The following is a 17390-nucleotide window of genomic DNA, read 5'->3' as shown; positions in this document are numbered from 1 at the left end:
ATCTTGCTAAGCAGGGAATGTAAATATCGACATTTTTATATTATGGGAAACTTATGAAAAGTATCTGTAAGTTATGTCTCGAAGAGAAAGAACTACTGGAATCTCATAGCATACCAAGAAGCTATTTCAAACGATTGAAGAAGAATGATTCGCAGTTGATTATATTTCAAAAAGGTAGTAAACCAAAACGAGAAAATGTTGATCCTAAAGAGCCACTTCTATGCTTCGAATGTGAGCAGTTTATCAGCCATGAGTACGAATCGTATGGAACAAGATTGTTGAGAAATCATCATAATATACGTAAAAACTCTGACCATATTATCATCAACTCTTTCGATTATAAGCGATTTTATCTTTTCTTACTAAGTATACTATGGAGAGCCTCTATCTCTAAAAGTGTGCATTATTCAACTGTTAATGGAGTTCCTGAGTTGGATGACTTGATGAGGCATTGCATTAAAAATAAACAGGTGAGAATAAATAAACTTAGTCATTTGAAGGTGGATAACTTCATCCGTATTTGTGTATTTAGATTGATCGATACAACGAATAATATTCCTGATCACGTTATTAAATCTATTCTTAGTAACTTTGCTTTTATAAAAAGTGATGAGGCTGACAGTGTACTATGGTATTTCGTTGTGGAGGGATTTGCTATATTCTATGTTTTCTCTGCTTCTAAAGATTATCATGATGTCATTAGAATGAGATTAAAATCACAGTTAACTTCTGGTAGTCATCAGAAGATCTTTAAGATTGATATTTTTAAAGACGCTCTCTTCTCCGAGATTTTTATTGATTTACTTACTGCCGCGAATGAACAGAAATGATGATTTAATAATCAAAGTGTTCTGAATACTCTACAGACGTCTTAATACATTTGCATTGTTCAAACGGACTGATCGTCATAGATTGTATTGCTGTAAATACACGCCTTAGTATTGTCAGTCTCCTGTTAGTCTATCAAGATTAGCGTGATAAGTTCTACGTGAGTTTGTTGGGTCATGAGCGCCAGTGTTATCAGTAATACCCTGTTTTTATGTGTGACTTCTTATAAATCCATTTTATTGATCATATGTCTATAAGTCCGGTGTGTAGCGTTATGAGCTACATAACATAAACAGGTGCAGAGTGGCAATCACTGCGATCATCCGTACCCATGTACTTGTAATATGCAGGTACTACAAGTACCTCGCTTATGCTCAGCTTGTTACTTGTATCATTAACGGGGCTTTGTGGATGGTATTGTCTAAACTAAAGTACATCCAATAAGGCGGAGGAAGATGATGAGCATCACGTATAAAATCACATACGAACACAGAGACGGGAAAGAAACCAGAGCGGAGACGGTGTTACTTCGCTCTGACCACGAGCCAACACAAGATGAAGTCCAGGACGCAGTCAGAAGGGATTCCGCCAGATTTCACTCTGGCAGAGGGGGGACGGAGATTGCTGGATGATCTTACCCACGAATAGTGGACACACGACTAAGTGAGTAAACTCTTAACCAGAGGTGACTCATGACAAAACCAGCATCAACCAGTAAGAAGCCCCGCAAACAGTACACGCCTGAATTCCGCAACGAAGCCCTGAAGCTTGCGGAACGTATCGGTGTTGCTGCCGCTGCCCGGGAACTCAGCCTGTACGAATCCCAGCTCTACGCATGGCGCAGTAAGATTAACAATGCCCGCAGCTCTTCCGAACGTGAGCAGGAAATGTCCGTTGAAATTGCCCGTCTTAAGCGCCAACTGGCGGAACAGGCAGAGGAGCTGGCCATTCTCCAAAAGGCCGCGACATACTTCGCGAAGCGCCTGAAATGAAGTATGTCTTTATTGAAAAACATCGGGCTGAGTTCAGCGTCAAAGCCATATGCCGGGTACTGCGGGTCGCCCGTAGCGGCTGGTATGCGTGGCGTCTGCGTCGTCAGCAGATAACACCACGTCAGCAGTTCCGGCTCGTCTGTGATACTGCTGTCCGTCAGGCATTCACTGAGGCAAAACAGCGTTATGGTGCGCCTCGTCTCGCTGACGAACTGCCTGAGTACAACGTCAAAACCATTGCCGCCAGCCTGCGGCGTCAGGGGCTTCGCGCAAAAGCGGCCCGGAAGTTCAGCCCGGTCCGATACCGCGAACATGGCCTGCCGGTGTCTGAAAATCTGCTGAAACAGGATTTTTACGCGAGTGGCCCGAATCAGAAGTGGGCGGGTGACATCACGTACTTGCGCACGGACGAAGGCTGGTTGTACCTGGCGGTGGTCATTGACCTGTGGTCCCGTGCTGTCATCGGCTGGTCGATGTCGTCGCGGATGACAGCGCAGCTGGCCTGCGATGCGCTACAGATGGCACTCTGGCGACGTAAGCGCCCGGAAAATGTCATCGTGCATACGGACAGAGGCGGGCAGTACTGTTCGGCAGACTATCTGGCGTTACTGAAGCGGCATAATCTGCACGGTAGCATGAGTGCCAAAGGATGTTGTTACGACAATGCCTGCGCGGAAAGCTTCTTCCACTCGCTGAAGGTGGAATGTATCCACGGGGAACGCCTTATCAGCCGGGAAATCATGCGGATGACGGTGTTTAATTATATCGAGTGTGATTACAATCGGTGGCGCCGACACAGTGCCTGTGGCGGACTCAGTCCCGAACAATTTGAAAACCAGAACCTCGCTTAGGGCCGTGTCCACATTACGTGGGTAGGATCAGGATTCTCTATTATTTCAGTTGTATCTGAACCTTAATCCATAATGGCTTACCCCTCATTAGCCTGATTTGGAATGTTAAGAGAAAAAACAAAACACTCAAGTTGCTCTGAGGTTAAATATGTTTAATAACAAACTGTTGACGGTGGATCATGTGTATTAAAGGATTATCACTTTTTTTCTGTGCCATTTGCGTCGGTTGTAGCGGGGGTTCTCAGCGGCAAGAGCACTTAGATGTGCCTACTTATTCGGAGAGTTATGATCAGAGCTTAGGATGGCTTGTAACCGCTCGTTACAGAGACGTAAGTAACGCGGATATTGTAATGTCACTGATTGGGGACTTTTGCAAAAGCAAGGGGAAGGAAGCAACTCTATATAAGACGAATGCTGGTACTTCATCCTCCATTCAAGATATTTGGGCTTGTCAGACTCCCCCATTGTTAAATGATACAGATGTACTAAGCGGGATTTATTGCCATTTCATTGCTAACGCGCCCCGCTACTCGGTAGATTTCACGAACTCCCAAAAGGAAATTGCAGAAAAAATATTTGTTAAAACTTTCATTAAAAAGGGGATTGAATATCCAGTTGGTGGCTTTTACGAAAAGTACCTGAATAACTTTTCTGTGTGGGCAGTAGCCAAACACAAAGAGAGCGCTACTACTGATGAGGTACGTGAGTGGTTTGACACACATTGCCAGTAGGCAAAACGCTGATGCTGTTGCACCACCCATTGTCATACCATCAATGGGCAATAAGGCTTTATTGTCCAAAATCTGTTAGTTGCGCATTTTCTGCACCCTGAATACTCTGCGATTAATCCTAATAACTCAAGGGTGAGCATGGCTATCGGGAACAGACAGATTCAAGATGAATCACCTGAGGAAGAGTTAGAGCGCTTGCTGGAAGAACTTGCACTGACGCATGAGCAACGAGAGTTTATTGAGTCCATGCTACAAGAGGACGGGGATAGTACCAATGGGGAGTAACGCTTGCACCATCACTGTATTTGATGAATGGCTAATGTTCGTGTATAGACTATTTCGACTTATGATTTTACGATTTAGATAAATCATACAAGGAGGACGGTTTATGAGCGCACAGGCAGAAGAAGGAACATTACGCCGGATGACTTTAGGCGAGATAGCAATGGCTCGTAGGGTGTTCGGTGATTCGATAGTGTATAGCCGTGTCTGGATTCATTGCGACAGCTATTTACCATTCGGACTACAAAAACAGAACTACGCGATGACTCCAAACGGGGAGTTATGGTACAGAAAGTCGATGTACAGGGAAGATTTTTCCGCAAACTCGGTTTTCATCGAAGATAAATATGTTTTCATCCATGAGCTGGGGCATGTCTGGCAACACCAACACGGGCAATGGGTGAGAATGCGGGGAGCTTTTAGCTGGGCTGCTGAATATACCTACAGGCTGGATAAAGAAAAGCTCACTGATTATTCTCTTGAACAGCAAGCCTCTATTTTAGCTGATTACTGGTTACTGCTGGTTTATGGGATCAGTAAGTGGTCTTACTATCAGAGACCAGGGCGCATGGGGATGTACAGGGGCGTAGATTTGTTGCAGGATGTCCCTTCGCTTTACCAGAAAATCGTAACAGGGAAGGGGCGTTAAACATGAAAAACAAAATGTTGCTGGGTGTTGTATTCCTCTTAACGGGATGCCCTGGGCCAGGTGATCGAATGGTAGATCGTGAATCTACAACGGCATTGATCAAAGATAATCAAGTTTGTGTGTTGTCACCACTGGAGCCGCAGGAACGGATCACTGCTATTCAAATCAAAAGCGATAATAGCGACTCTCTTCACAAGATTTTCGATGACAAGCCTGTTTATGTGCCGAAGGGGGAGTGTCTTCCTGTATTTGGATTTAAGTTTACGTCTGGGGAGCGGTATAGCTTCGCGTATGACGTCCAATCTGATAAGTCAGAATCACATTTAGTCACCGCTGAACTTTCATACCCTAAAGAATAGGGGGCAAACTGCCCCTTTATATTCATTTCAACGCACGTACGTGATCAAGTAAGCGTTTAATGCGCGTATATATCTCTTAATGCATATAGTCTATCACGCTTGCTGAAGCCGCTTAACAACCTGATCGAAGGCTCCCGCTTGTAACTGGGAGATTCCTCAAATATCAGTAAGATGGGTCAGTAGGTCTTTAGTCGGTAGAAGGTGGCTTTGCTGATAGCCAGCCTATCTTGAACCATTGCTGGAGAGCAACCTTGATCTAATAGCTCTCTCACCTGTTCAGCGGTTGCTTTAATCGGTCTGCCACAATGTTTGCCTTCCGATTGAGCACGCTTGATACCTGCCGTTCTGCGCTCTGCTATCAGGTCTTTCTCCAGGCTGGCAAGTCCTGCCATCATGGTAAGCATTGCTTTACCCACTGGTGTTGACAGGTCGAACCCTTCTCGCAAGCTGACAACCTTCACGCCCTTCGCTTGCAACATTTCAACTGTCGACAGTACATCAATGGTATTACGTCCCAAGCGGTCTATGGCAATCACAATCAGCGTATCGCCTTCTCGCACATAGCTGAGTAGTTCACCAAACCCTGGACGATCTGATGCCTTTACTGCACCACTCACGGCTTTATCACTGAACCAGCGATTAACACTATATCCAGCTTCGGTTATCTGCTGCTTCTGGTTTTCAACGTTCTGGTCGCTGGTGGAAACTCGCACATATCCGATCACAGTTGTCATGATGTTCTCTAAGTCTCAAAAGATAGTATCAAAATAATAGCTGTCCCAAAATAAAAGATCAACCTTTTGAGACAAGGCGAAGCCGCATTTTGCCGTTGTGTCGGTGTAGTCTTATAAGGAGATTGTTTTGAGACTGGATAATAGAGGTTTAGGACTCGGGACTGAGAGCAAATGTAAGTGGAAATGATAATCGCGAAGCTGGTGATAGGCTCAAATGCTCGTTGCGGTTTGATTGTTGGGGTCGAGCAAATATATAGGGCGTGATTACTCACGCCTTTGTTTACATCTCAGAGCACAGGCTGAGCGTGTAGACAGCAGTCTGTCCATCATTGTTTGTGGGGCGCATAACGAAAATAGGCTCACTCCCATTGTCGATGTATGTGACGGCAATCCCTCCGTCTGGCGTGGCGTACATCTTCGCAATACTTTTCTCACCCAAGAAACCGAGTCGCCAGGTTTTACCACCCATGTTCACCTTCATACTTTTGTCCTGCACATCAAGGCGAGTTTCGACTGAAGATTTTTGGCTACCAGAATCGATCTGCCCTTCCTGGATCGCCTTACAGGTGAATGTGGTTGCACTTGAGGCGAAGGGGAGAACGATCAGTGACGTGAGAATCAATCTTTTCATGGTCTTCCTTTTCTTGTTTGATTTGGTGACAAGGCGCTGTTAGCGCATTACCTTATCTTACCACTTTAATTAATTAAATCGATCTTATAGATCAGTAAAATCGATCGATGTGGGTGATACAATGCTATTGTACAAATACTGAGCACTGTGACATTCGGCGATAACAGTCAACTGGAGTGAGGCTTATGAAGAAATCAATATTGGTGATATCGGGACTACTGATTTCACAGTTGGTGATGGCAGGACAAATCACAATGACAGATCCGCAGCAGGAAAAAACGGAGAATGGTAAGACGCTTTGCACCTATGAGAACAGCCAGTATGTTTTCACCTACGTCACTAAAGGGCAGTGCCCGTATGCAAAGACTTTCAATACCAGTAGTTCAGAGTAAAAGTGGGTATAAAAATCGCTGGTTATTTTAACATCGCAAGAAAGAACGGTTGCTTAGTATTAGCACTTAATGATTCGTCATTGATTTAGCTGTAAGCCGCATAGAATAAGGCTTTGTTGAAAGTTGATGGAAGGATAAAAGTTTCGTAAAGGCGTTAGAAAATGAATAATAAGGGAGGAATTATGATAGGTTACATCTATCAAATGTGGTTGTTTATCGGTTATTTACATCCTGTTAGTCATGAGGAGTTTTCCGGCTTTCTGGAGTGTTGTTTCATGCGGAGCACTGCGACCATGAAAGGTATGCTGCATGAGTAGCATGTAATGCGGAGCATGGAAGATATCGATTACAGGAAAGTAACCTTTGTACCTGATGTTATTACTCAGAAGCTATTTTCCTGTAAAGAAAATCTGCTATGCTCGCAGTACTCACATAACGAACATTAATACCTAAAAAACCATTAACTACTATTTAAATAGTAAATATTGATTATTTCCTGTGTTATGTACTCGTACACCTCGTCCATGAATCCATTGTGCAAGTTACTCTTGTGAAAATGAGTTTATGCACCATTACACACTTTCAGTGTTTCATTGTAAGCCTCCATTTTTACCGAAGATGCAAATAACTCTAAAGTACCTTTAGACTTTTCTGCATCCTCTGTATCAGGTTACTTGTGCAAATGGCGTAGCCATAAGAGCGGCTTACTTGCATATTAAGCCGGAAATTTCATTGTTAATAATATAGATAAGATGGTATCCGAGTCAGTGAAGCTACCGGACATCCATGATGTATGTGGGAGAGCAACGTGACCATACGATCCTTGATAGTATCTTGTTGAAAGTTAATAAATAACTTGACAAAACGTTCGTTTCATGGTAAGGTGGTATTAAGTGAGGGATATCTTCACTTCTCTAACAAATGCCCACTCTAATGACTTTATCTTCATGCCTCCTCCGGGTAAACGGTGTGGGGGTTTTGTCATGTCTGGAATATACACAATACTCATTCCCGATGAGTTGCTAAGCAGGAGGAACATTGCTTTGAAATATTTTAGTAGTGACCAGGTTTTTAATGAACTGGTCAATGGCGAAGTCACTCGTGAAGTGATATATGCATCTATGAACGTAGCCAGAAAACGCAAATACGCGGAACGTGAAAAACTGTTTGCTGATGCACTCGCTCGATTTGATGAATACCGAAAGGAAAAAACAAAATGAATATCCGATTCACTGATGACATCCACAAGGCGCTGATTGAACGTGCCAACCGTGAAGACAAATCAGCCGCCGCGCTGGTGAGTGAGTTAATAACAGCAGTCCTAAACCGAGAGGAACCGAATGACCGAAAAGAAACCAGTAGTAAACTTCGTTAATGCGATTTGCGGCTCAGGAAAGAGCCACCGTTTGAAAGAACACATTTACGACTTCAATCGAGAAGCTGTCCCAGAAAAGTTCTTAATCGTAGTACCAACCCACGCTTTAGCCGAGCAGTTCAAGCAAGAACTAAATCGTTTGAGAATCCCAAATCATCACATTTGCGTTGAAGGTGCGACTCTCAACCTGAAAAGTACTCTGGCGAACAGCTTCCAAACGAATGTGGTGATAACCACCCACGAATGTTTCACCAACTACTGCCACCTCGCTACGTTCAATCCTGAGATGCGCTCTCTACTGGCAGAACACAACGTGATGATTGACGAGATCCCTGATGGTTGGTTTGGGGCTGAAGCGAAGATCCGACATGCGGACAGAACGGCAGAAAACTTCCCATTCCTGGCATGGCTGGAAGAGCGAAACGGGTTGCTCTATTTGCGTGATGAGCACTACGACAAGCTGTACCAGTATTACCATGAGAAGCACGCTAACAGCGACAGCCTGAAGAAAGTGCTTTACGTGGCGCTCGACGGTGGTGGTGTGATGCATACCGAGTGTGATTCTTCATACAGCTTCTTTGCATACACTTATAACCCGATACTGAAGGCCGCAACGTGGGCGAAGAGCTTCACTGTGCTTGGCGCTGGTGTAGATCGCAGTGGGTTTGTATGGATGGCTGAGAACGTTGCTCAAATCGCAGTACAGGAAGCCGGGGAACACCTTCAGCCAGAACCCGAGAGACGCAAGCATAAGAACGTGCCTATCAAGATTGTGGTTGTCCTCTCAGAAGATGTCAAAAGAGCGGGGCAGTCAGAGCTGGCTAATGTTTTTAACAGTCATCTGAAAGAGATAAATCAGATTGTTGGGAAGGATTTTATCTTCGCAACTAACAACGATAAACCCATCTGTGACTTCCAAACTATTGGACTCGCTGAGCTCGGTGATCGCATGGGAGGTGAAGCTGTTTCGATGTCCAGCTACGGAATGAACAGCTACCAGGATGTTCACAGTGCTGTGTTCCTCGGATGTGCAAATCTGGGCGATAAAGATCGTAAGAGATGGGCTGACTATTGCAAACGTATCGGTTGGGATTTTGAAACGGTGATGAAGAAGAAGCGCCAGGCAATGTATCTTGAACGGTGCTACCAGTTTCTTAGCCGAACATCCATTCGCAACACTGATACCGATCACCCTCTCGTCTTTGTCGTTCCCGACATGGCGGCAGCGGAATACCTCAAAACCCATTACTTCCCTGGCTCAACCATCGAATGCCTTGGGATCAAGAAAGCTGGCAAGCAGGAAGAAACACGCTTGAAGGTGCTGGAATACAAGGCGCAAGGGCTAACTCAGAAAAAGGCTGCTGAAGTGATGGCGGTGTCTGTGAGGACAGTCGCAACCTACTGGAACCAGGGCGCTTACGTATGATTATCGCGCTTTACTGGTATCTGCTGTTCCTGTTTATCTGGGATGCAATCCGCACCTTTGAAAAACGTAGAAAAACAGAACGCAAAACTGAATCTCGGGATGTTTGATGTGGTGATTGATACAGCAAAGGGGCTAATGCCCCTTTTCTCGTTTTTTTAGTTTGTAGATTGAGCTAACACCGTTGCTGCACGCTGTTTAGTTTTTTCGCTTGAGCGCGGATTATCGCGTGCCTTAGCTGCAACTGTCTCCATTCTTTTTCGCTGGTATGGCGGAAAGTATCATGTTGTGTAAGCGGTGAAGGTGTAGTTTTGATGAGTTTTAAAGTTTGTCCGGCAGCAGAAGCGAATTTACTGGGCATTTACCATCGCCACATACCTATCTAACTCTTCCATACTTCCAGACGGCATGCTTACCACTGTTTTTTGGCTGCTTTCTATACAGCTGATGATGTCTTCGCGTGGGCCGCTGCGCCAGTCAGTGCTTGCATAAAAAGCATCAAGGACAACAACCATGTTCTCATGGCTATCAAAAGCGCGTATCAAATAGTAGCAATCCGGGTTATGCATGGAGTGTCCGAACGAAATAACCTCGATCCCGTGGCGCTGGTGTAGGGGAATGCTGATTTCCCGCATGATATTGTGAAAAGTGACTCCGGTGCCTTTGCGTAATGTGTATTGCAATATTTCGATGATTCGTTCCATTAATGCGATCCCCAAATGAGCGCCATCCCTTCGCTTTCAGGACGGACGGTTTTAAAACCGAATTTTTCATATAGCTCTGGAACATCTGCGATCAAGGTAATGTATGCTCCAACTGGTGCTTGTTGCCCGAGCCAGGACATTAATGCCTCCATGACTTTCCGGCCCAGCCCTTTACCTTGATGTTCTGGATCGACTGCAACATCTACGATTTCGAAGTTGAGCGCTCCATCTCCGACAATCCGCCCCATGTCGACAATAAGATCAGAATATTCAATATATACGCCATGACAGCTTCTTGGGAGGGCTTGTTTTGCGGCCTCAAGAGGGCGGGGGGTTAAACCGGATATGATGCGCAAGCGGCAAAAGTCCTCTGCGGGTGGCACTGCATCAACCAGAGTGTATCGTGATTCCATATTCAGCCTCAGTGCCATGAATGATCTTATGTTTAGCATTAACAATCGCATCTATGCAATCTTCACGGTCTATTATAAAGACCGCCTCGTCACTGCCGAAAATATTTGAGGGCTGTGACTGAGTGGGGGGACGGTCATCAACTGGGGGATGACGGTAGATATTACTTTTTTTGCTATATGTTGTATGATGTTTTTTAATGTTGTGTAGATGTTTTGTTTTTTCTTTGACGCCGCTTCGCTTATTACCTACTATTAAAAAGGTTAAGTAGTTCTATCCTTCATTTAAGATGAGGTGTTTTCATGCCTAAACAAAAGGTAGTTCGTGATGCGGGTACTGGTCAGTTTGTAAAGCCGGAAGAGGCTAAGAAACGTCCAGGGACAACTGTTACGGAAACTGTAAAAATCCCCCCTAAAAAAGGGAAAAAGTAAAAACATCTCAAAGCGCTCATTAGTAGCGCTTTTTCTATTTCTGGAGATCTTTTGATGGAAAACCATAACTTTGAAAGGCTAAAAGAACATATTTTGTCGTTATCTGTTTCAAAAAACTTCGAAGTTGCCAAAACAGAGTGGAGTCTACATTCGATAGAAGTTTCTGAAGAAATGGATTTCTGTCCCTGTGGTCAAGATATCAAAGAGCATTGCTATATTGAAAATAAAAAAAATGGCAATACCACGTATGTCGGTAACGTTTGTATAAATAGGTTTTTGAATATTTCAACTGGAACTTTGTTTGAAGGGTTGAAAAGGATTAAGAAAAATATTCATGCCAATCCAAACTTGGCATTGATTGAGTATGCAAATGATAAAGGGTATTTATACGATAAAGAGTATGATTTCCTTGTTGATACGATGAAGAAAAGAAATCTTAGTGAAAAACAAAGGTTGTGGAAAGAGAAAATAAATAATCGTATCCTTAAAGAAGTCGTTGTTAAGAATCGTACAGCAAGATGAGTATTATTTTTTAGTAACTCCGATTTGATAACGCTGAAAACCAACACATTATATACAGAGTTTAAGAAATAAGGGGCTTGCGCCCCCTTTTCTTAGATTAATGTTTTCACATCAAAATCTATGTTTGTATCGGTATCGGCTTCGTAGTTAACCTCTTCAAATCCGAAACCAAACAACTTCAGGAACTCTTCTTTATAAGCAATGTAGTCTGTTAGCTGCTCCAGATTTTCATTGGTGATCGTCGGCCACAGATCTCGACATGCTTGCTGAACGTCTTCCCGAAGTTCCAGATCGTCCATGCGGATTCGCTGCTCGTCATCAAGTTTGGCACTACCCCCATATAGGCTGGTAGTCATCAGACGATTAATTTGCTCGATGCAGCCTTCGTGGATCCCACGATCTTTCATGAGCTTGAACACGATAGAAATATAAAGCGGCATGACTGGAATAGCTGAAGACGCTTGGGTGACAACAGACTTTAACACCGCGACGTTTGCAGCACCGTTGAGAGGAGCCAGCTTGTTGCGTAACGCGTTTGCCGCCCGATCCAGGTCTTCCTTCGCCTTACCGAGCGCACCGTGCCAGTAAATAGGCCAGGTCAAATCCGTGCCGATGTAGGAGTAAGCAACGGTCTTCACACCATCAGCCAGAACGCCAGCGTTATTAAGCGCATCAATCCACAGTTCCCAGTCCTCGCCACCCATCACGGTAACAGTGTTACGCACTTCTTCTTCGGTTGCCGGTTCGATACTGGCAGTAATGATCTGATCTTTGTTGGTATCAATGGCTTTAGAGGTATAAACCTCACCGATTGGCTTCAGCGCAGAGCGAACAATTTCGCCTGTTTTTGGCATCTTTCTTACCGGAGATGCAAGCGAATAAACCACTAAATCAATCTGACCCAGATCTTCTTTGATGAGGCTGATAACTTCGTCGCGGCACTCATCGGAGAACGCGTCGCCGTTGATGCTTTTCGAGTAAAGACCTTCACGTTTCGCTGCTTCATCAAAAGCCGCAGAATTATACCAGCCCGCAGAGCCAGGCTTGGTATCCGTACCCGGTTTTTCAAAGAAGATACCGATAGTGGAAGCACCACCGCCAAATGCTGCAGAAATTCTGGATGCAAGCCCATAACCAGTTGAGGCACCGATCACCAGCACACGTGCAGGACCATCAGTGAGTTTTCCGTTTTTGCGGACGTACTCGATTTGTTTGTTTACGTTGACCTGGCAACCAACCGGATGTGTAGTTGTGCAGATGAAACCACGAATCTTGGGTTTAATTATCATGTTGATTTTAATCCATTTTGCAAAACTTCTTTAACATACAATAATGATAACTTTTTTATGAAAAGTTGTAATGAATAATACACATTCATTAACTAACTCTGGGAAGGATAATGGTCTTGTTGAAACGTTACTATAATTAGATTTCAGGGTAGTCCACCAATTCGACATACCCTGCTAACTCTTCCATGCTCGCCCCCTGTGAATAGGTACGGAATGCTTCGGTTTTCGCTTTCTGTTCAGTGTGTCCGGTGATACTGCCTATTCTTGTTTCCTGCACCCCGGCACGGTCTAAGCATGTGATGAACATCCCGCGCAAGCTGTGGAAGCATTGACGATCTGTAGCGGTAGGCAAAACCTTGTCACGCAACCTGGTGAAGTTTTGAGAGTAGTACGGCCCTTTCTTACCATCCTTCCTGTTAATCTTGTTAGCTTGTGGGAACAGGTATTCGCCGTAACTGTGGTTCAGGTATTCATCGACAATCGCAGATAGCCGGGAATGAATAGGGACGTACCGTACCCCCGCCTTAGTCTTTGATTTCGAAATGTAGAAACAGCGTACACATTCCACCGTTTTGATCTCTGACTTCTTTAGGCTTGCCAGTTCATCAAGGCGGCATCCTGAAAACAGCCCCATGATTATGATGTTCCTGATCTCCGGCTCTGCTGCATCAAGTAACTTTTGCATCTGGTCAGGTTCAAACGGCTGATAACTCTCTATCGTGCGGCGTGCTTCGAGGTTATGACCGTGAAAAGGGTTGCGGTCTGGTATGCCATCGTAGCGGCGCTTTGCAAACTCGTAGAGGCTCCCTAAACACGTTAGCCAGTTTTGACGAGATTGATCGGCGGCTCCTTTCTCCTTTTGTGTATCGAGGAACTCAGTCACCAGGCGGCGGCCTATCCTTTCTAAGGCAATGTCCGGTTGTTTGGCACTTTCAAGGAATAGTTCAACGGCTCGCGCTGATTTGCTTAACGTTGAATAAGAGCGGCGGTTTTTATAGCTTTCGGCGTATTCGTCCCGTAATAGGCACAGAGTGGGAATCGAACAGGATCGCGTTACAGGTTGAGGGCGGCTCTTGTTCTTCTTCTCTTCGGTATGCAAGGCGGCTATTGACTGCTGCAACCACTGATCGGGGTTGCTCGGATTGTACTTCCGCTTAAGCTCTTCCCATTCTAATAAGAGGTAGTTTCTGAACCGTCGAGCCTCATTGAGATCGCGGGTTGAGGTGGTTTTGCGCCACATCCGGCACGGATATAAAAATCTGAGGTACTTCGGGACGAAGATCTGAAACATCCAGATTCCGTCTTTTCGTTTGTATAGGTAAGCCTGGCCCTTGATTGACACGATAATGATCCTCTATTATCACGTAATCAGTTACCTATGCTGATCGCAATATCGTTATCTGTTAGTAGGTTACAGAAGTGGAATGGATTTTTGTTCGATTCCCTTCGCCCGCTCCAGAATTTCTTGATGTAATCCTCCTCTGTCTATTTTTTAACCAGCCCATCCTTTTCCATCCAGGTATCGTCATGCTGTTGTTTGATCGCTTCAACGAAGTTATCACGCATGCCTCCATATTCAGCACTGAGTTATCAGGTTTCATCAGAATTTGCAGCACGATGAATGCAACGGATAATTTAATCTGCGCTGCTAGCTGATGTTTATATCTAACTATTGGAAGGGGTGGTTAAAATTTTTTGAAAGAAGAAACAATCAGGCAATAATAAAAAATTCCGATATGACGCTCTTCGTCATAACGGTTTTTTTAAACTTAACGCAAATATTACTACCAATTATAGTAGCCCTCTTTTTGAGACTATTCCCTATTGCGCCAGAGCTGGCATACTGAGGAAAACAAAAAATATTATCCTTTAATATGCGCTATTACAGCAAAGCCGTCTTTTTTTGCTCGTTATTTTTTTGCTCTCTGAGCCATGCAGCCCCCCTTACTCCTGCTGACCGGGACACAGTGCGTCAGCAGCAGGAGGAACTGTTATTAAAGAACCAGCAACAGCGTGAGGAGCTGGAGCGGAGTATTCCTCGCCCCGCGCCCGCCAGACCGCTGCCGGTTACCGGCTCCGGACCCTGTTTCACCATTCATACCATTACCCTTTCCGGTGCGACCTTAATCTCCCCCGAAAACCCGGCAGACCCTTGTCGCGCAGGCCGGTAACGATCTCTCCCTGTCAGGTACGGATATCCGTGCCGGTAAATCGGTCTCACTCAGTGGCGAAAATGTCCTCATGGGGGTGAGCCGGGATACCCGCGACGGTGAAAACCACAGCAGCAGCGCCCAGAATGGTGTGACGGCATCTACTGGCGGCTGGGCTGTTGAGGCTGCTAAAGCCGCAGAGACGGCTGCCCGCAGCGCAGGGCGCTATGCCGGACTCGTCGCTCGTCAAGGCTAAAGTGTCTTTAACGGCGGGGACGTCCTCTCAGGACAGTCGTTACAACAGTACCGACACGCAGGGCACCACCATTAATGCCGGTGAGAATGTCTCTGTCCGTGCCGGAAATGACATTGCCGGTATTGGGGTACAGATCGCGGGTAAACACGTGGCGCTGGATGCGGGGCGCGATATTCTGTTGTCTGCCTCCCAGAACACAACCCTCTCTGAGAGTAAAAACAGCGGTAGCCAGTTCAGCGTTGGTGTTGGTGTGAGCCTGATTGGTGCGCAAAACGGCATCTCGGTGGAGCTGGGAGCGTCACAGCATAAGGGTAAGGAAAACAGCCAGTCACAGCGCAATACGAACAGCGTTGTCCATGCTGATGAACAGCTTACGGTGAACAGCGGACGCGACACCATCCTGAAAGGTGCGGAGCTGGAAGGTAACGGTGTGGTGGTGAATACCGGACGCGATCTCACCATCAGCAGCGTGCAGGATACAGCCAGTTATGACAGCAAGCAGTCTTCGTCAGGCGCGTCCCTCAGTCTGTGCATACCGCCACTGTGTTATGGTGCCTTTTCCGGTAGCGTCAGTGCATCGGGTGAGAATATCACCCAGAATGGTAAGAGCGTCGCTGAACAGAGCGGGATATTCGCAGGCAAAGGCGGCTTTGCCGTCACCACCGGAAATCATACCCAGCTTGACGGCGCGGTGATTGCATCCACGGCGTCTGCAGATAAAAATAGCCTCGACACGGGTACGCTGGGTTTCAGTAATCTCCATAACGAGAGCCAGACCAGCGGCAACGGCTACACGGTGGCGCTTTCCGGCAGCGCGGGCGGCAGCGGAAACGGTGAAAACCGCAACCTGGCACCGGCCATCGGTACGGGCCAGGCAAAAGAGAGCCACACCGGCACGACCTCATCAGCGGTGAGTGGCGGTAGCATTGTCATTCGCAACCCGGCGGGACAGAAACAGGATATTGCTGACCTGAACCGTGATACGGCTGACGCCCACCACGGCGTGGACGTGAACGGTGATGTGCAGAAGGTCAGGGATAACCTGGCGGTCCAGAGCGAAGGCGCGGCGCTGGCCACCTCTGCGCTGGATGCTTACGGCAAGTATGCGGAGCAGAAAGCGCGGGAATCCAATGCGGCGCTGGGCGCGAAGCTGGCGTCAGAAGGAAAACTGCAGGGCGATACGCCGCAGGAGCAGGAAGCGTTCCTGAAGACGCAGCCCGGATATCAGAATACAGAGTACGGTCCGGGAAGTGATTTCTGGACGAAGGGCAGTGCAGCGGCGGGCTTACTGGCAGGCGCGCTTGGCGGTAACCTGAAGGCAGGCGCGGCAGCGGGGGCGGCCCCTCTTCTGGCGACCCTGGTCAAGGAGCAGAAAGATCCGACAGCCCGTGCCGCGCTGCACGGTATTGTGGCTGCGGCGCTGACGCAGCTGAGTGGCGGGAGCAGTGCGGATGGCCTGAAGGCTGGTGCCATAGGGGCCATTACGGCCTCGGCGATGACTGACCATCTGGTCAGCGCGCTGTATGGAGATAAAAAATCCAGTGACCTGACGGCAGAGGAGAAACGGCTGGTCAGTAGCCTCGTGAGTATCGCAGGTGGTCTGGCGGGCGCAGCAGTGACGGATGGTAGTGTCTCCATGGCGGCGACGGCGTCGGAAACGGCGAAGGTGGAGGTTGAGAATAACACGCTGAGTCCTGGCCATGATGAGGAAGAGCTTGAGAAAGAGCACGGCGACCGCCTCCCAAAAGTCTACAACATTGCCAGGCCCGGGGTGTTGTTTGACGAAGATGGTAAGCCGCTTCCAGGAGCTGCTGGTCTTGGAATTGGGGCTGTTCCGATTGGTGGTAAATCTAAAGATACTCAGATTTGGACAGAAGCCAAGAAAGCAGAACCTGTGGGTAATGCCTATGGACACTGGACAAAATATGGGAAAGAATTTCCTGAGTATCAGAATGCTAAGCAATATGTTGATGCAGCCCATAATTTTATGACAACCCCACCGCAAGGTACCTTAACTAAAACTCGCCCTAACGGAGACACGCTGTATTACAATCCTGCGACTAATGTCTTTGCTTCAAAAGATATAAATGGTGTACCGCGTACAATGTTTAAACCAGAGAAAGGTCTCGAATATTGGAAAAAACAATGATGAATAATGGCTCTTATCCTTGTCCATGCTGTGGAAATAAAACAATTGATGAGCTGGGTTGTTATGAAATTTGCCCTGTATGTGGGTGGGAAGATGACCCTGTACAATCGGCTGATCCAGATTTTTCTGGCGGGGCAAACTCTTCGAATTTAAATGAGGCGAAACGAGCATTTAACAAACAGTAACTGATAAAACGATCCCAGCTCAATGGCTGGGATCGTTTTATCAGCC

General features: G+C 46.4%; 21 protein-coding genes. 15 read left to right on the top strand and 6 right to left on the bottom strand.

Annotated elements, in window-relative coordinates; genetic code table 11:
- Window positions 1–53 precede the first annotated feature (53 nt).
- From ACHH0Z_RS10060 to ACHH0Z_RS10035, 6 genes are all read left to right on the top strand, one after another.
- Window positions 54–830, top strand: a complete 777-nt coding sequence (locus ACHH0Z_RS10060; protein WP_023294871.1) for a hypothetical protein — start codon at window positions 54–56, stop codon at window positions 828–830.
- A 690-nt stretch (window positions 831–1520) separates the two neighbouring features.
- Window positions 1521–2671 (top strand): IS3 family transposase gene (locus ACHH0Z_RS10055; RefSeq protein ID WP_087855188.1). Its coding sequence is split into 2 segments (ribosomal slippage): window positions 1521–1779 and window positions 1779–2671, totalling 1152 coding nucleotides; the frame shifts between segments, so codons are not numbered across the junction.
- A gap of 350 nt (window positions 2672–3021) precedes the next feature.
- Entirely contained in the window at window positions 3022–3402 is a 381-nt protein-coding gene (locus ACHH0Z_RS10050) for a hypothetical protein (protein ID WP_032635618.1), read from the top strand.
- 138 nt (window positions 3403–3540) lie between these two features.
- A complete protein-coding gene (locus ACHH0Z_RS10045; RefSeq protein WP_023294874.1) occupies window positions 3541–3687 on the top strand; it encodes a hypothetical protein in 147 nt (48 codons plus the stop codon).
- 103 nt (window positions 3688–3790) lie between these two features.
- Window positions 3791–4333, top strand: coding sequence for a hypothetical protein (locus ACHH0Z_RS10040; protein ID WP_023294875.1), 543 nt, complete (start codon window positions 3791–3793; stop codon window positions 4331–4333).
- 2 nt (window positions 4334–4335) lie between these two features.
- On the top strand, window positions 4336–4692 hold the full coding sequence (locus tag ACHH0Z_RS10035; RefSeq protein ID WP_032635620.1) for a putative T6SS immunity periplasmic lipoprotein: 357 nt from the start codon (window positions 4336–4338) through the stop codon (window positions 4690–4692).
- Window positions 4693–4868: 176 nt separating this feature from the next.
- On the opposite strand, the gene ACHH0Z_RS10030 is transcribed toward ACHH0Z_RS10035, so the two are convergent.
- The gene (locus ACHH0Z_RS10030) at window positions 4869–5426 is read right to left on the bottom strand and encodes a recombinase family protein (protein ID WP_023294876.1); all 558 of its coding nucleotides are present in this window, start codon (window positions 5424–5426) and stop codon (window positions 4869–4871) included.
- 280 nt (window positions 5427–5706) lie between these two features.
- A complete protein-coding gene (locus tag ACHH0Z_RS10025; RefSeq protein ID WP_023294877.1) occupies window positions 5707–6057 on the bottom strand; it encodes a hypothetical protein in 351 nt (116 codons plus the stop codon).
- A gap of 185 nt (window positions 6058–6242) precedes the next feature.
- On the opposite strand from ACHH0Z_RS10025, the gene ACHH0Z_RS10020 reads away from it, so the two are divergent.
- The 4 genes from ACHH0Z_RS10020 to ACHH0Z_RS10005 all read left to right on the top strand — a co-directional run bounded on the left by ACHH0Z_RS10020 (window position 6243) and on the right by ACHH0Z_RS10005 (window position 9250).
- Window positions 6243–6449, top strand: coding sequence for a hypothetical protein (locus tag ACHH0Z_RS10020; protein WP_023294878.1), 207 nt, complete (start codon window positions 6243–6245; stop codon window positions 6447–6449).
- Window positions 6450–7432: 983 nt separating this feature from the next.
- Entirely contained in the window at window positions 7433–7669 is a 237-nt protein-coding gene (locus ACHH0Z_RS10015) for a hypothetical protein (RefSeq protein WP_084832169.1), read from the top strand.
- The gene (locus ACHH0Z_RS10010; protein ID WP_023294880.1) at window positions 7666–7824 is read left to right on the top strand and encodes a hypothetical protein; all 159 of its coding nucleotides are present in this window, start codon (window positions 7666–7668) and stop codon (window positions 7822–7824) included. Before ACHH0Z_RS10015 ends, ACHH0Z_RS10010 begins: the two co-directional genes overlap by 4 nt.
- The gene (locus tag ACHH0Z_RS10005; RefSeq protein ID WP_023294881.1) at window positions 7790–9250 is read left to right on the top strand and encodes a DEAD/DEAH box helicase family protein; all 1461 of its coding nucleotides are present in this window, start codon (window positions 7790–7792) and stop codon (window positions 9248–9250) included. Before ACHH0Z_RS10010 ends, ACHH0Z_RS10005 begins: the two co-directional genes overlap by 35 nt.
- A 347-nt stretch (window positions 9251–9597) precedes the next feature.
- Here the strand turns inward: ACHH0Z_RS10005 and ACHH0Z_RS10000 are convergent, their stop codons facing one another.
- Window positions 9598–9951 carry an NIPSNAP family protein gene (locus ACHH0Z_RS10000; RefSeq protein WP_023294883.1) on the bottom strand — a complete coding sequence of 118 codons (354 nt, stop codon included), beginning with the start codon at window positions 9949–9951 and terminating at the stop codon, window positions 9598–9600.
- A complete protein-coding gene (locus tag ACHH0Z_RS09995; protein ID WP_023294884.1) occupies window positions 9951–10364 on the bottom strand; it encodes a GNAT family N-acetyltransferase in 414 nt (137 codons plus the stop codon). Before ACHH0Z_RS09995 ends, ACHH0Z_RS10000 begins: the two co-directional genes overlap by 1 nt.
- 300 nt (window positions 10365–10664) lie before the next feature.
- Between ACHH0Z_RS09995 and ACHH0Z_RS09990 the strand changes: the two genes are divergently transcribed.
- On the top strand, window positions 10665–10793 hold the full coding sequence (locus ACHH0Z_RS09990; RefSeq protein WP_023294885.1) for a hypothetical protein: 129 nt from the start codon (window positions 10665–10667) through the stop codon (window positions 10791–10793).
- 54 nt (window positions 10794–10847) lie between these two features.
- A complete protein-coding gene (locus ACHH0Z_RS09985) occupies window positions 10848–11315 on the top strand; it encodes a hypothetical protein (protein ID WP_023294886.1) in 468 nt (155 codons plus the stop codon).
- Between the two features lie 92 nt (window positions 11316–11407).
- On the opposite strand, the gene fabV is transcribed toward ACHH0Z_RS09985, so the two are convergent.
- A complete protein-coding gene (fabV, locus tag ACHH0Z_RS09980; protein WP_023294887.1) occupies window positions 11408–12604 on the bottom strand; it encodes an enoyl-ACP reductase FabV in 1197 nt (398 codons plus the stop codon).
- Window positions 12605–12740: 136 nt separating this feature from the next.
- Window positions 12741–13946, bottom strand: a complete 1206-nt coding sequence (locus ACHH0Z_RS09975; RefSeq protein WP_023294888.1) for a tyrosine-type recombinase/integrase — start codon at window positions 13944–13946, stop codon at window positions 12741–12743.
- Between the two features lie 839 nt (window positions 13947–14785).
- Here ACHH0Z_RS09975 and ACHH0Z_RS09970 point away from each other — a divergent pair.
- Genes ACHH0Z_RS09970 through ACHH0Z_RS09960 form a run of 3 tightly spaced genes read left to right on the top strand, consistent with a single transcriptional unit; the run spans window position 14786 to window position 17344 of the window.
- Window positions 14786–15010 carry a hypothetical protein gene (locus tag ACHH0Z_RS09970; protein WP_084832234.1) on the top strand — a complete coding sequence of 75 codons (225 nt, stop codon included), beginning with the start codon at window positions 14786–14788 and terminating at the stop codon, window positions 15008–15010.
- 1 nt (window position 15011) lies between these two features.
- On the top strand, window positions 15012–17159 hold the full coding sequence (locus ACHH0Z_RS09965) for a hemagglutinin repeat-containing protein (RefSeq protein WP_072050653.1): 2148 nt from the start codon (window positions 15012–15014) through the stop codon (window positions 17157–17159).
- A complete protein-coding gene (locus ACHH0Z_RS09960; protein ID WP_369879017.1) occupies window positions 17156–17344 on the top strand; it encodes a CPCC family cysteine-rich protein in 189 nt (62 codons plus the stop codon). Before ACHH0Z_RS09965 ends, ACHH0Z_RS09960 begins: the two co-directional genes overlap by 4 nt.
- Window positions 17345–17390: the final 46 nt, after the last annotated feature.

The sequence above is a fragment of the Enterobacter cloacae complex sp. 2024EL-00227 genome, from assembly GCF_043945315.1.
GTDB lineage: Bacteria > Pseudomonadota > Gammaproteobacteria > Enterobacterales > Enterobacteriaceae > Enterobacter > Enterobacter roggenkampii.
This window is presented reverse-complemented; position numbering and strand designations above follow the sequence as displayed.

Coding starts and splice junctions, on each gene's coding strand:
- ACHH0Z_RS10050 (WP_032635618.1), top strand. CDS start 3,022: ATGTCACTGATTGGGGACTTTTGCAAAAGCAAGGGGAAGGAAGCAACT.
- ACHH0Z_RS10035 (WP_032635620.1), top strand. CDS start 4,336: ATGAAAAACAAAATGTTGCTGGGTGTTGTATTCCTCTTAACGGGATGC.
- ACHH0Z_RS10020 (WP_023294878.1), top strand. CDS start 6,243: ATGAAGAAATCAATATTGGTGATATCGGGACTACTGATTTCACAGTTG.
- ACHH0Z_RS10015 (WP_084832169.1), top strand. CDS start 7,433: ATGTCTGGAATATACACAATACTCATTCCCGATGAGTTGCTAAGCAGG.
- ACHH0Z_RS09995 (WP_023294884.1), bottom strand. CDS start 10,364: ATGGAATCACGATACACTCTGGTTGATGCAGTGCCACCCGCAGAGGAC.
- ACHH0Z_RS10005 (WP_023294881.1), top strand. CDS start 7,790: ATGACCGAAAAGAAACCAGTAGTAAACTTCGTTAATGCGATTTGCGGC.
- ACHH0Z_RS10060 (WP_023294871.1), top strand. CDS start 54: ATGAAAAGTATCTGTAAGTTATGTCTCGAAGAGAAAGAACTACTGGAA.
- ACHH0Z_RS10045 (WP_023294874.1), top strand. CDS start 3,541: ATGGCTATCGGGAACAGACAGATTCAAGATGAATCACCTGAGGAAGAG.
- ACHH0Z_RS10025 (WP_023294877.1), bottom strand. CDS start 6,057: ATGAAAAGATTGATTCTCACGTCACTGATCGTTCTCCCCTTCGCCTCA.
- ACHH0Z_RS10000 (WP_023294883.1), bottom strand. CDS start 9,951: ATGGAACGAATCATCGAAATATTGCAATACACATTACGCAAAGGCACC.
- ACHH0Z_RS09960 (WP_369879017.1), top strand. CDS start 17,156: ATGATGAATAATGGCTCTTATCCTTGTCCATGCTGTGGAAATAAAACA.
- ACHH0Z_RS10030 (WP_023294876.1), bottom strand. CDS start 5,426: ATGACAACTGTGATCGGATATGTGCGAGTTTCCACCAGCGACCAGAAC.
- fabV (WP_023294887.1), bottom strand. CDS start 12,604: ATGATAATTAAACCCAAGATTCGTGGTTTCATCTGCACAACTACACAT.
- ACHH0Z_RS10010 (WP_023294880.1), top strand. CDS start 7,666: ATGAATATCCGATTCACTGATGACATCCACAAGGCGCTGATTGAACGT.
- ACHH0Z_RS09985 (WP_023294886.1), top strand. CDS start 10,848: ATGGAAAACCATAACTTTGAAAGGCTAAAAGAACATATTTTGTCGTTA.
- ACHH0Z_RS09990 (WP_023294885.1), top strand. CDS start 10,665: ATGCCTAAACAAAAGGTAGTTCGTGATGCGGGTACTGGTCAGTTTGTA.
- ACHH0Z_RS10040 (WP_023294875.1), top strand. CDS start 3,791: ATGAGCGCACAGGCAGAAGAAGGAACATTACGCCGGATGACTTTAGGC.